The following is a 13213-nucleotide window of genomic DNA, read 5'->3' on the forward strand; positions in this document are numbered from 1 at the left end:
CGAGAAGGTCTCCCGTTCAATGAAGCTCCTCGTGACCGGCGGTGCCGGGTTCATCGGATCCAACTACGTCCGCCACGTGCTGGCCACCACCGACGACGAGGTCACCGTCTACGACGCCCTCACCTACGCCGGCAACCTCTCGAGCCTCGCCGACGTGGCCGACGACCCCCGTTACCGGTTCGTGCAGGGCGACATCTGCGACCGCGACGCCGTCGCGGCGGCGATGGCCGGGCACGACGCCGTCGTCCACTTCGCCGCCGAGAGCCACGTCGACCGCTCCATCGTCGACCCGGACACCTTCGTTCGCACCAACTGCCTCGGCACGAACGTGATGTGCGACGTCGCCCGCCACATCGGGGTCGAGCGCTTCCTGCACATCTCCACCGACGAGGTCTACGGGTCCGTCGAGGAGGGCTCGTCGCTCGAGTCCGATCCGCTCGAGCCCCGCTCGCCCTACTCGGCCTCCAAGGCGGGCTCGGACCTGATCGCCCTCTCCTACCTCGAGACCTACGACCTGCCGGTGCTCGTCACCCGCTCGTCGAACAACTTCGGGCCCTACCAGTTCCCCGAGAAGGTCATCCCCCTGTTCGTCACCAACCTCCTCGACGGCGCCAAGGTGCCGCTGTACGGCGACGGGCTCAACATCCGCGACTGGATCCACGTCACCGACAACTGCACCGGCGTCGACCTCGTGCTGCGCCGCGGCGCCGTCGGCGAGATCTACAACATCGGCGGGGGGAACGAGACCACCAACCGCGACCTCACCGAGAAGGTGCTGTCGCTGTGCGGCGCCGGCGAGGAGATGATCGAGTACGTCGCCGACCGCCTCGGGCACGACCGGCGCTACTCGGTCGACTGCACGAAGGCGCGGGCGCTCGGGTGGTCGCCCGCCGGCAGTCTCGACGACGCGCTGGCGGCCACGGTCGACTGGTACCGGTCGAACCGCGCCTGGTGGGAACCGTTGAAGCGGGCCTGATCCGGTGCGAGTACTGATCACGGGCGCCAACGGACAGGTCGGCACCGAGCTCGTCGCGGCCTTCGGCGCACCCGGCCACCACGAGGTGGTGGGCGCCGACCGAACCGCCCTCGACGTGACCGACCGCGACGCGGTGCTGGGCGCGATCACCTCCCTGCGGCCCGACGTCGTCGTCCACCCCGCGGCGTGGACCGCCGTCGACGCCTGCGAGGGAGATCCCGACCGCGCCTACCTGGTGAACGCCCTGGGCGCCCGCCACGTCGCCGAGGCGGCCCGGCTGGTCGGCGCCCGGGTCTGCTACGTCTCCACCGACTACGTGTTCGACGGCACGAAGCCCGAGCCGTACCACGAGTGGGACGAGCCCTCCCCGGCGTCGGTGTACGGCGCGTCCAAGCTGGCCGGCGAGCGCGAGCTCGACTCCGGCTCCACGGTGGTGCGGACCTCGTGGGTGTGCGGCCACCACGGCGCCAACATGGTCAAGACGATCCTGCGCCTCGCCGCCGAGCACGACACGCTGAGCTTCGTCGACGACCAGCGTGGCCACCCGACCTTCGCCGACGACCTCGCCGCGGCGATCGTCCGCCTCGTCGTCGACCGTCGCCCGGGCACCTTCCACGTGACCAACCAGGGGGCGGTCAGCTGGTACGAGTTCGCTCGCGAGGTGCTCCTCGCCGCCGGCGCGGATCCGGACCGGGTGAGACCGGTGGCCACCGCCGACCTGCAACCCCCGCGCCCCGCCCCGCGACCGGCCAACTCGGTGCTCGACAACGCGGCCCTGCGGCTCTCGGGTCTGCCCGCCCTCGACGACTTCCGCGTGCCGCTCGCTCGTCTCGTCACCCGGCTCCTCGAGGGCTGAGCGCTGGCCGGCGAGCACGACGGTGCCGGAGCCGGGTCGACCCCCTCGGCGCCCGTCGAGCCCTCGGTCCGCGTCGTCGTCCTCAACTGGAACGGCGCTGAGCTCACCCTGCGGTGTCTGGAGCACCTCCGCCGCCTCGACTGGCCCGCGGAGCGCCTGCACGTCGTCGTCGTCGACAACGCGTCGACCGACGACAGCGTGGCGGCGATCGAGGCCCGCTTCCCCGAGGTCGAGATCCGCCGAAACGACCACAACGGCGGCTTCCCGGCCAACAACCTCGCCCTCGTCGACCTCGACGGCGTCGACTACGTCGGCCTGATCAACAACGACGCGTTCGTGGAGCCGGGATGGTTGCGCCCGTTGGTCGCCACCCTGGAGGCCGCCCCCGAGCTGGGGGCCGCGGCGTCGAAGCTCGTGCTGGCCCCCGGGTTCGTCGACCTCGGCATCCGCACCGAGGGGTTCGTGCCCGGGGGTGCCGACCCCCGTGAGCTCGGCGTCATGGTCCGCGACGTGCGCGTCGACGGCGCATCGGTGTTCGACGACGCGCACTTCGCCAGCGGCGGATGGGGCCTCGAGCACGATCGTGACGGGCCGTTCCAGTGGACCTCGTGCGACGCGGTGCTGCGCGTGCCGGTCCCCGAGGGGGCGACGTCGCCGATCCCCGTGGAGCTCGTCCTCCAGGCGCCGCGCCGGACCGAGGTGCGGCTCGACGGCGGCGCCGGCACCTACCTCGTCGAGCTCGACCGCCGCCCGGCGACGGCCGCCGTCACCGTCGCCGGCGAGCCCTACGACGTGGTGAACAACGTGGGTTCGGTGGTGTTCACCGACGGCGCCGGCGCCGATCGCGGGTGGCTCGACCGGGACGACGGCCAGTACGACGAGCCCGCGGAGGTGTTCGCCTGGTGCGGCGGGAGCGTGCTGTTCCGGCCCGACTACCTCCGCGACGTCGGGCTGTTCGACGAGCACTTCTTCCTCTACTACGAGGACACCGACCTGTCGTGGCGAGGCCGGCTCCGGGGGTGGGGGTACCGGACGGCTCCCGCCTCGGTCGCCCGGCACCTGCACGCGGCCACCTCGGGGGAGGGCTCCCCGGTCTTCGCGCACCATGTCGAGCGGAACCGCCTGCTGATGCTGGTGAAGAACGCCCCGGCCCGCATGGCGGCCCGCGAGGTCGTGCGCTTCGTGCTCGTCACCGGCTCCTACGCCCGTCGCGACGTCCTCCGGCCCCTCCTGCGCGGCCGGCGACCCCGGGGGACGGTCGTGCGTCGCCGGATGGGCTCCTTCGTCGACTTCCTCAGACTGTTGCCGGCGATGCTCGCGGCGCGCCGTCGGGCCCGGTCCCGGTCGCGCCTGTCCGACGACGAGGTCGCCACGTGGTTGGTGCGCCGGTGAGCACCCCGGGGGCTGCGAACCCTCGGACGGAGCGGTCCACGGTGGCCGTCTTCGACGCCTTCTGGGGCACCGCCGGGGGCGGCGAGGCCTACGCCGCCGGGGTCGCCGAGGCGCTCAGCCGCCACCACGACGTGACCCTGCTCGCCAACGAGCCGGTCGACACCGCCTGGTTGGGGGAGCGTCTCGCCGCCGACCTGTCCGGGGTGACGGTCACCGTCGTCGATCCCACCGTGCCCCTTGTTGCGTCGAGCGCGGGCTACGACCTGTTGGTGAACCTCTCCTACCGCGACCACGGGGAGAACGGTGCGACGAGGGGCATCTACGTCGTGCACTTCCCCGACCGACCCGGGGCCGATCGGGTCGGCTGGCAGCGGGCGGTGAACGCCCTCGGTCGCCCCTTGCGACGGCGGCCGTCCGCCGTCGAGCCCGTCCGGGGGTTCCACCGGCCCGACGTCGTCCGGTGGCAGGAGGTCCGCTGGACCGACGGCCACGGGGTCCTGAAGGTGCGTCCGCCGGTGGGGCCCGGCGACGTGCTCGAGCTCTGGTTCGGGCGCTTCGTGCCGGGCGGGGCCGAACGACGGATCCGGGTCACCGTCGACGGGGCGACCGCCGCCGAGGCGATCCTGGCCCCTCCCCGTTCCCGGCTCGAGGTCGTGGAGCCGCTGCGGGTGGTCGTGGACGTTCCCCCCGGACCCGACGAGGTGCTCGTCGGGATCGAGAGCGAGAGCGCGGTGGCCCACGACGTGATCGGCAACGGCGATCGACGCCGTCTCGGGGTCCCGTTGGTCGCCGCCACCACCCGGCGGGGTCCGGCCCGCTTCCTCGGGGCCCGGGCGTCGTTGCTCACCGCCGAGCCGCCGACGACCGGGTGGCTCGACTCCTACGACCTGGTCGTGGCCAATTCCCCGTTCACCCGACGGTGGATCGACCGGTGGTGGCGGCGTCCGAGCGTGGTCCTCGAACCGCCGGTCCGGCTGCGCTCGCCCGGTCCGAAGGACGACGTCATCTTGTCGGTCGGTCGGTTCTTCGCCCCGGGGCGAGGCCATGCCAAGAAGCAGCTCGAGATGGTCCAGGCCTTCGCGACGCTGTGCCGCGCCGGTGTCGCCGACGGCTGGTCGCTCCACCTCGTGGGCGGCTGCGACACCGCCGACCGCGACTACCTCGCCTCGGTGCGCGCCGCCGCACGGGACCTGCCGGTGGAGCTCCACGTCGACGCCACCGGTGACGAGCTCGACGGGCTCTACCGGCGAGCGGCCGTGTACTGGCACGCCACCGGCCTGGGGGAGGACGTGGACGCCGACCCCGTCCGCGCCGAGCACTTCGGCATCACGACGGTCGAGGCGATGTCGGCGGGCGCGGTGCCGGTGGTGATGGCCGCCGGCGGCCAGCCCGACATCGTCCGTGACGGCGTCGACGGCTTCGTCTTCCACGACCTCGACGGCCTCGTGGCCCGCACCGCCGAGCTCCTCGGCGATCCGGTCCGACGCGGCGAGCTCTCCGCGGCGGCCGTGGCGCGGGCCCGGCCCTACGGGTTCGACCGGTTCTCCGCGCGGCTCTCGACCGTGGTGGCGGGGCTCATCGGCGACGGGCCGGGCGCCGCGTAAGGTGGCGAGCGCTGTCGGCGCCGGGGAAGGGCCACGTGTGAGGCGAGGGATCGGATCGACCGTGGCGTCGTGGCGGGCCGCACCCGAGCACCGCGACCTGCGCATCTGGCTGGCCACCTTCCTCGTCATCCTGGTGGTGGGCACGTGCTGGGCCGCGGCGAGCCCCCGCTACGGCGGACCGGACGAGCCGGCCCACACGGTGCGGGCCTACAGCGTCGCCCACGGGGAGATCCTCGGGCGCGACCGCGACGCCGAGGGTGAGCCGGGGACGCTCGTCGACACACCCTCGATCTACGTGAGGACCAACCCCGCCTGCTTCGCCTTCCAACCCGCCGTCACCGGCGACTGCCTGGTGGTGGTCGGCGACTCGGAGGTGATCGAGGCGCCGACCTCGGCGGGCCGGCACCCCCCGCTCTACTACGGCCTCGTCGGGCTGCCCAGCCTGTTCGACACGTCGGGCCGGAGCTTCTTCGCCATGCGGGTCGTGAACGCCGCGCTGTGCGCGGCGCTCGTCGCCTCCGCGATGGTCACCGCCCGTCGTCGTGGCTGGTCGTCGTGGATGCCGGCCGGGATCGTCGTGGCGTGCACGCCCATGGCCTTCTACCTCTTCGGTCTCGTGAATCCGAACGCCGTCGAGGTGGCCGCCGCCGTCGGGGCGTGGGTGGCGGGTCTCGTCCTCATCGGTGAGCCCGAGGTGGACCGCAGGGTGCTGTTGCGCTTCGTCGTCGCCGTCGTGCTCCTCGCGCTCACGCGCCAGCTCGGCCCTCTGTGGGTGGCGGTGCTCGGGGGGTCCCTCGCCGTGCTGGCCGGGTGGTCCGGCCTGAGGCGCCTCGCCGCCGATCACGCCGTCCGGGTGGCCGCCGCCGTGGCCGCCGTGGCCGGGCTGGTGGCCATGGCGTGGATCGTGGTCGTGAAGCCGCTCGACAGCACGAACAGCGGTGTGGCCCCGTTGACGATCCCGCAGTCCGACATCCAACGGGCCCTCGTCGGCGAGGTCGGCCTGCTGTTCCGGGAGTGGGTCGGCGTCTTCGGCTGGGGCGACACGCGCCTCCCCGAGGTCGTCTACTTCATCTGGGCCATCGTGCTCGCCGGCCTCGTGCTGGCCGTGCTGGCCACGTCGCTGCGCCGCGTGGGCATCGTCGTGGTCCTGCTCACGGCGGGGACCTTCGTGCTCCCCGCCGCCATCCAGTACCCAGGCGTGCGCGACGCCGACCTGTTCTGGCAGGGCCGCTACACCCTCCCGCTCGTCGTCGGCGTCCCGTTGGTGGCGGCCTGGGGCCTGGCCCAGTGGCGCCGCCAGGTGGTGGCGCCCCGCTCCCTCGTCGTGCCGTTGGCCCTCGTGGCGCTGTTCGTGGCCCACCTGCTGGCCTTCGCGCAGAACCTGCGGCGCTACACCGTCGGTGCGAACGGCACGGTGTGGTTCTTCACCGCGGAGCGATGGAACCCCCCGATCCCCGCCGAGGCGTTGCTGGTCGTCTACGCCGGGGCCGTTGCGGCGTGGCTGGTCATCGGCCGACCCCGCCCGACGGAAGCGGCGGACGACGGGGCGCCCTCGACGGGCACCCCCGTCAACGCCGCCGAGCCGTCTCCCACGCGGTGAGGGCGGCGGCGAAGGGCTCGGGGACGTCCTCGGACCCGCCGGCGTAGAACCGGGCCAGGTCGGCGACGTCGTCGTCGGAGTGCCCGGCGCGGCGCAGCCACACCTCGTTCAGCCCGGTCGGGCGAGCCGGGACGCCCTTGACCAACTCGTACGGGCGGATGTCCTTCACGACCCCGGCCTGCATGCCCACCATCACCGCCGTCCCGATCGTGCGCTGCTGGTGGACGGCGGCGCCCATGCCGACGTTGGCGTCGTCGCCGATCCAGACGTGCCCGCCGAGGGTGGCCGTCGGCGCCATGCGCACCCGGTCGCCGAGCACGCAGTCGTGGGCCACGTGGGACTTGTTCATCATGAACACGTCGGAGCCCACGGTGGTCGGCGCCGCGGTGCCGGACTGGATGGTCGCCTGCTCCCGCACGATCGTGCGCTCGCCGATGACGACGCCCACGCCGTGGGCCCCGAACCAGATCTCCTCGTCGGTGACCTCGGTCGCCCCCTCGGGCACCCTCTGGACGATCATCTCGTCGACGTGCTCCCCGGTGGCGCCGATCACGACGTGGGGGCCGATCCAGCAGTCGCGGCCGATGGTGCAGGGGGCGAGGACGACGGCGTACGGTCCGATCACGGTGCCCTCGCCGACCTCGACGCCGGGTGCGACGATCGCGGTGCGGTGGACGGCGGCGGGGCGGGGCATGGGTGGTTCCTCGGCGATCCGGGAGGTCAGGGCGCTGACCGGGTGGTGACTACCATCTTGGACGCGATGCAGGCCACGACATGACGATCACCATCCCGATCACGACGGTGCGCTTCGGGGCGGCCGAAGAGGCGCTGGTCCTCGAGGTGCTGCGGTCGGGGATGCTCGCCCAGGGCCCGAAGGTGGCCCGACTCGAAGAGCTGTTCGCCGAGATGGCCGGCACTGACCACGCCGTCGCCGTGAACAACGGCACGACCGCGCTGGTGGCCGCGCTGCAGGCGCTCGAGCTCGGGCCGGGCGACGAGGTGGTGACCAGCCCCTTCACGTTCGTGGCGACCCTCAACGCCGCGCTCGAAGCGGGAGCGACCGTGCGCTTCGCCGACATCGACCTCGACGACTTCTGCATCGACCCGGCGGCGGTGGCCTCGGTCGTCACCGACCGGACCCGCGTGCTGATGCCGGTGCACCTCTACGGCCAGGCCGCCCCGATGGGCGCCCTGGCGTCGCTCGCCGAGCAACGGGGCCTCGCCGTCGTCGAGGACGCCGCGCAGGCCCATGGGGCCCGGGTCGACGGGCGCCCGGTCGGCGGCTTCGGGCAGGCCTGCTTCTCGCTGTACGCCACGAAGAACGTGACCACCGGCGAGGGCGGGGTCGTCACCACCGACGACGACGCGCTCGCCGACCGCCTCCGCCTCCTGCGCAACCAGGGGATGCGGGCCCGGTACCAGTACGAGCTGGCCGGCCACAACTACCGGATGACGGACCTCCAGGCGGCGGTGGGGATACCGCAGTTGGAGCGACTGGAGGAGATCACCGCGGCCCGGCGGGCCAACGCCGCGGTCCTCGACGACGGACTGGCCGGCCTCGACGGGCTGGTGACCCCGGTCGAGAAGCCGGGCCGGCGCCACGTCTACCACCAGTACACGGTCAGGGTGACCGACGACGCGCCGCTCACCCGCGACGCCCTGGTCGACCGCCTGGCCGAGGCGGGGGTGGGCAGCGGCGTGTACTACCCCCGGATGGTCCACGACTACGACTGCTACCGGGACGACCCTCGCGTCGTCGTGGGCGACACACCCGACGCCGCCCTGGCGGCCGCACAGGTCCTGAGCCTCCCCGTGCACCCCCACCTCACCCGCGACGAGCTCGACCGGGTCGTCCTCGCCGTACGCTCGGCGTTCGGCGGGTAGAGGTGCGCATCGCCGTCGTCAACGCGTTCTTCCCGCCGCGGGCCGGCGGCAGCGCCCACCTGAGCGAGGCGGTGGCCCGCCACTGCGCCGCAGCCGGCCACGAGGTGCTGGTCATCACCTCGTCGTTCCCCGACGCCCCGCCCGAGGAGGTCGTCGGCGGCCTGCGGGTGGTGCGCCTCCCCGGCTTCGCGCCGACCTCCCGCCTGGCGTTCAACTACGACATCCCGTTCACGGCGTCGCCCCGGAACCTGCGGCGCATGTTCCGCCTCCTCGACCGCTTCGCACCCGACGTCGTCCACCAGCACGGCCAGTTCTTCGACCTCACCTGGATGAGCACCCTGTGGGCCCGGCGCCGCCAGGTCCCCGTCGTGCTGTCGGTCCACACCCGCCTGATCAGCCCCAGTCGCCTCCACGGGGCGGTGATGGCCGCCGGCGACCTGTCCGTGGTGCGGGCCCTGGTCCGGGCCTCCCGGCCGCGGGTGGTGGCCGTGGACGGGCCGGTCCACACCTACGTGGCCGCCCGGTACGGGATCCCCGAGGACCGCATCGTCGACATCCCCGTGGGGGTCGAGACGGATCGCTTCACGATGGGTGACGGCGAGGCCGTCCGGGCCAGGCTCGGGATCGGGGATCGCCCGATGATCCTCTCGCTCGGTCACGTGATCCCGCTGCGGGACCGGCTGGCCCTGGTCGAGGCCATGCCGAGGATCCTCGAGGAGGTGCCGGACGTCGCCGTGGTGGTCGTCGGCCACGTCTACGACGACCGCTTCGAGGTCCGCGCCCGCGAGCTCGGCGTCGACGGGTCGCTCATCGTCACCGGCGCGGTCCCCAAGCACGAGGTGCCCGACTTCGCCGCGGCGGCCGACGTGGAGGCCCACGACCTGCAGGACCTCGGCTTCGGCACGGCCAGCCTCGAGATGCTCGCCGCCGGGGTGCCCGTCGTGACGACGGCCCTGCCCGGCAACTATCCGACCGGGCGCCTCGTCGACGGAGAGAACGTCGTGCTGGCCCGCTCCGGCGACCTCGGCGGGATCGCCGACGCCTTCGTGCGGCTCCTCGGCGATCCCGAGCTGCGCCGCCACGTCGGCGAGGGGGGTCGCCGGCTCATCCGGGAGCGCTTCTCGATGGAGGCCGTCACCGCCGCCCACCTCGACCTCTACGAGCGCGCCGTCGCCGACGCCGACCGGCGCCGCTGAGGCGGGCACGGCCCGTCCCACGTCACCTCGGGGTTCCCGGGGTTCGACGGGCTCGGTGGTACGTTCGACACCAAATGTCACCGCTCCGCATCGCCCTGGTGGGCTCCGGATCGATGGGTTCGCTCCACGCGCGCGTCATCGCCCAGAACCTGGCCACCGAACTGACCCTCGTCGTGGACACCGACGCCACCCGGGGCATGGCGGCCGCCGAGGCGTGGGGGTCGAAGTGGGTGCCGACGCTCGAGGACCTCGACGTCGTCGACGCCGTGGTCGTCGCCACCCCCAGCGAGACCCACCTCGAGTGGGCCCTGCGCTCCCTCGGCGCGGGACGTCCCACGCTCGTCGAGAAGCCGCTCTCCCAGGACCTCGACGAGGCCCGTCGTCTCGTCCAGGCCTCCGAGGCCGCCGGGGTCCCGCTGGTCTGCGGGCTCCTCGAGCGCTTCAACCCCGCAGTGCTCAAGATGCACGAGATCGTCGAGCACCCGGTGCACGTGAACGTCGTGCGGCACTCGCCGCACACGCCCCGCATCACCCAGGGGGTCGCCTTCGACCTCGCCATCCACGACGTCGACCTCGCCATCCGCCTCGCCGGCGAGATGCCGTCGGCCGTGCAGGCCCAGCTGTCCTGTTGCCATCCGGCCTCGCCGCCGCGCTCGGAGGACATCGCCGAGATCGCCCTGTCGTTCCCCGGCGGGCTCGTCGCCGGGCTCTCGGCGAGCCGGGTCTCCCAGCGCAAGCTGCGCAGCCTGCAGGTCGCCGAGCTCGACCGCCTCGTCGAGGTCGACCTGCTGCGCCGCGACATCACCGTGTACCACCACGTCGGCGCCGACTTCCTCGAGGGCCGCCAGACCGGCTACCGCCAGCAGACGGTCATCGACATCCCCGCCATCCTCGACGCCCGTGAGCCCCTGGTCACCCAGCTCGAGCACTTCGTCGAGCTCGCCGCCGGGAAGGGCGACGCCGATGCCGAACGGCGCTCGATCCTGCCGCCCCACGAGGTGCTCGACCGGGTGATGGCCGACGGCCACCTGCTGGAGGTGACCCGATGAAGGACCGCGCCGGCGCGCTGCTGGGACAGGCCCGCCAGACCCTGCCGGAGGGGACCGCCGCCGTCGGCACCGGCCTTGCCATCGCCGCGGTCACGTCGTACGTGTTCGTGGTCGTCTCGCTCAACTCCCTGGTCGGCGGGGCGGCCGCGGCGTTCTCGGCGTTCTGGGCGGTCATCTTCGTGGCCGGTCCGGGCTTCTTCCTCCCCCTCGAACAGGAGGTGGGTCGGGCCGTCTCGCACCGACGGGCCCAGGGCCTCGGTGGGGGACCGCTCATCCACCGCGCCGCCCGGCTGGGAGGTCTCATCACCGCGGCGCTGGTCGTCATCGCCGTGATCTCGACCCCTCTGCTGAACGAGGACCTCTACCACGGCGACATGCTCTTCGTGCCCGCCCTCGCCATCGGCCTCGTCGGCTTCTACGTGGTGCACCTCACCCGTGGTGTCCTGGCCGGGCAGGGTCGCTTCCGGGCCTACGGCGAGCTGCTCGCCGCCGAAGGGGTGATCCGCCTCGTGGGCGCCGTCGTGCTCGCCACCGCCGGCGTCGACCGGGCCGGGGCCTACGCCATGGTCCTCGCGCTGGCCCCGTTCTTCGCCGCGGCGTTCGCGCTGCGCCGCCAGCGCGGGATGCTCGTCCCGGGACCGGAAGCCCCGTACAGCGAGCTCTCGGCGTCGCTCGGGTGGCTCCTGCTCGGGTCCGTGCTCATGCAGGCCCTCGCCTACTCGCCGCTGCTGGCCGTCAACATCCTGGCGAGCCCCGACGAGAAGGACTTCGTGGCGGGGTTCGCGTCGGCGTTCTTCGTCGCCCGGCTGCCGGTGCTGGCCTTCCAGGCCATCCAGGGGACCCTCCTGCCCAAGCTCGCCGCGCTGATCGGGTCGGGTCGCCACGACGAGTTCCGCAGCGGACTCCTCAAGTTGCTCGGGGCGGTCGTGGTGGTCGCCGTGGGTGGCGTCGTCGGCGCGCTCGTGCTCGGCCCCTGGATCGGCGGGATCCTGTTCAACGACTTCGGCCTCGGTGCGGGCGGCCTGGCCCTGCTCGCCGCCGGCAGTGGTGCCTTCATCATCGCGCTGACCCTCGCGCAGGCCCTGATGGCGCTGGGCGGTCATCGGTTGATGGTCGGGGCGTGGGCCCTCGGCCTCGCGGTCTGCATCGGCGTGATCGCCGCGATCGCCGACCTGGAGCTGCGCGTCGAGATCGGCTTCCTCGCCGGTGCGCTCGTCGCCGCCGGCCTGATGGCGGTGGCCACCTGGTCGAGGATGGGCCGGGCCGAGGGGATGGGCGTCGAGTCGCTCGTCGAGGCCATCGAGCACGAGCCGATCGAGATCTGACCGCTCGTCGGTCCGGCCGATGCCATCCCGCGTCCTCGTCCTGACCGGCGACCCGGTCGGCCCCACCATGGCCGGGCCGGCGATCCGGGCGGTCGAGCTCGCCCGGGTCCTCGCCGGGCACGCCCATGAGGTGGTGCTCGTCGCCCCGGCTCTGGCGCCGGGCTCGTCGCCGGCGGGGGTGCGCGGCGTCGCCGCCCGGGGGGACGCCCTGCGCTCCCTCGCCGGCGACGTCGACGCCGATGTCGTCGTGGCCTTCGCCCCCCTGGTGGCCGAGCATCCCTGGCTGGCCGACCTCGACACGACCCTGGTCGTCGACGCCTACGACCCCGGTCTGCTCGAGACGCTCGAACGCCGCCGCGGGGAGCCGGTGAACGCCCAGCGCGACTGGGCGGCTGCAGCGCAGCGACACCTCGTCGAACCCCTCCGCCACGCCGACGTGGTGCTGGTGGCCAGCGACCGTCAGCGCCACCTCGCCGTCGGCGCCCTCGCCGCCCTGGGGCGGCTCACGCCCCGCGTCGTGGCGGAGGACCCCGCCCTCGACCGCCTCGTCCGTGTGGTCCCCTTCGGGACGCCGGACGGCCCGCCGCCCGTGTCGACGGCGAGACCGCTCACCGGCCCGGGCGGGCTGGCCGGCCCTGGCGCCCGGGTCGCGCTCTGGGGCGGGGGACTGTACGACTGGCTCGACCCCCTCACCCTCGTCGAGGCGGTGGCCCGCAGCACCCGTGACGACCTGGTCGCCGTGTTCCTGGCCGGTCGCCACCCGACGCCCGCCGTCGGCCACGCCCCCCTCGTCGACCGCGTGCGGGAGCGGGCCGCCGACCTCGGGCTGCTGGGGCGGCGGGTGGTGGTGCACGAGGAGTGGGTGCCCTACGCCGAGCGCATCGACTGGCTCGCCGACGCCGCCGTCGGTGTGAGCCTCCACCACCGCCACGTCGAGACCGAGTTCGCCTTCCGCACCCGCATCCTCGACTACCTGTGGGCCGGGCTCCCGGTCGTGTGCAGTGGCGGCGACCACTGGGCCGAGGTCGTGGCGGCGCGGGGGCTCGGGGCGACGGTGTCCCCCGACGACGTCGACGGGGCCGCGGCGGCGCTCGACCGGCTGGCGGAGGAGACCGCGGTGGAGGGCGACGAACGGCGCGGGCGGGCCCGGGTCGTGGCCGCCGAGCACGCCTGGTCGACGGTGGCCGCCCCTCTGCTCGACGTGTGCGCCCGGCCCGGGCGCGCCCCGGACCGCAGGGTCGGCGACGACCCTCCCGGCGCCCTCGGAGGAGTCGCTGCCGCGGCCCGGAGGGTGACGAGGGCGGCGAGAGGCCGCTGGTAGCCTCGAACGC

General features: G+C 73.6%; 11 protein-coding genes. 10 read left to right on the forward strand and 1 reads right to left on the reverse strand.

Annotated elements, in window-relative coordinates:
• Positions 1–19 precede the first annotated feature (19 nt).
• The 5 genes from rfbB to MUE36_00415 all read left to right on the forward strand — a co-directional run bounded on the left by rfbB (position 20) and on the right by MUE36_00415 (position 6428).
• Complete coding sequence (gene rfbB / locus MUE36_00395; GenBank protein MCU0309389.1) at positions 20–976, forward strand: dTDP-glucose 4,6-dehydratase; 957 nt, start codon at positions 20–22, stop codon at positions 974–976.
• A 4-nt stretch (positions 977–980) separates the two neighbouring features.
• Entirely contained in the window at positions 981–1832 is an 852-nt protein-coding gene (gene rfbD / locus MUE36_00400) for a dTDP-4-dehydrorhamnose reductase (GenBank protein MCU0309390.1), read from the forward strand.
• Between the two features lie 117 nt (positions 1833–1949).
• Positions 1950–3224: a glycosyltransferase gene (locus MUE36_00405; GenBank protein MCU0309391.1), complete on the forward strand. Its 1275-nt coding sequence runs from the start codon at positions 1950–1952 to the stop codon at positions 3222–3224.
• Positions 3225–3265: 41 nt separating this feature from the next.
• On the forward strand, positions 3266–4828 hold the full coding sequence (locus tag MUE36_00410) for a glycosyltransferase family 4 protein (GenBank protein MCU0309392.1): 1563 nt from the start codon (positions 3266–3268) through the stop codon (positions 4826–4828).
• Positions 4829–4865: 37 nt separating this feature from the next.
• Entirely contained in the window at positions 4866–6428 is a 1563-nt protein-coding gene (locus MUE36_00415) for a DUF2142 domain-containing protein (GenBank protein ID MCU0309393.1), read from the forward strand.
• Here MUE36_00415 and MUE36_00420 read toward each other — a convergent pair.
• Complete coding sequence (locus MUE36_00420) at positions 6397–7122, reverse strand: hypothetical protein (protein ID MCU0309394.1); 726 nt, start codon at positions 7120–7122, stop codon at positions 6397–6399. The genes MUE36_00415 and MUE36_00420 overlap by 32 nt on opposite strands.
• Before the next feature lie 80 nt (positions 7123–7202).
• Between MUE36_00420 and MUE36_00425 the strand changes: the two genes are divergently transcribed.
• From MUE36_00425 to MUE36_00445, 5 genes are all read left to right on the forward strand, one after another.
• Positions 7203–8312 (forward strand): DegT/DnrJ/EryC1/StrS family aminotransferase, encoded by a 1110-nt coding sequence (locus MUE36_00425; protein ID MCU0309395.1) that lies wholly within the window; start codon positions 7203–7205, stop codon positions 8310–8312.
• A 2-nt stretch (positions 8313–8314) separates the two neighbouring features.
• Positions 8315–9508 carry a glycosyltransferase family 4 protein gene (locus MUE36_00430; protein MCU0309396.1) on the forward strand — a complete coding sequence of 398 codons (1194 nt, stop codon included), beginning with the start codon at positions 8315–8317 and terminating at the stop codon, positions 9506–9508.
• 74 nt (positions 9509–9582) lie between these two features.
• Complete coding sequence (locus MUE36_00435; GenBank protein MCU0309397.1) at positions 9583–10557, forward strand: Gfo/Idh/MocA family oxidoreductase; 975 nt, start codon at positions 9583–9585, stop codon at positions 10555–10557.
• Positions 10554–11882, forward strand: a complete 1329-nt coding sequence (locus MUE36_00440; protein ID MCU0309398.1) for a hypothetical protein — start codon at positions 10554–10556, stop codon at positions 11880–11882. Before MUE36_00435 ends, MUE36_00440 begins: the two co-directional genes overlap by 4 nt.
• A gap of 19 nt (positions 11883–11901) precedes the next feature.
• Complete coding sequence (locus tag MUE36_00445; GenBank protein ID MCU0309399.1) at positions 11902–13203, forward strand: glycosyltransferase; 1302 nt, start codon at positions 11902–11904, stop codon at positions 13201–13203.
• The last annotated feature ends 10 nt before the right edge of the window (positions 13204–13213 follow it).

The sequence above is a fragment of the Acidimicrobiales bacterium genome (assembly GCA_025455885.1).
Taxonomy (GTDB): Bacteria; Actinomycetota; Acidimicrobiia; order Acidimicrobiales; family Acidimicrobilacustridaceae; genus Rhabdothermincola_A.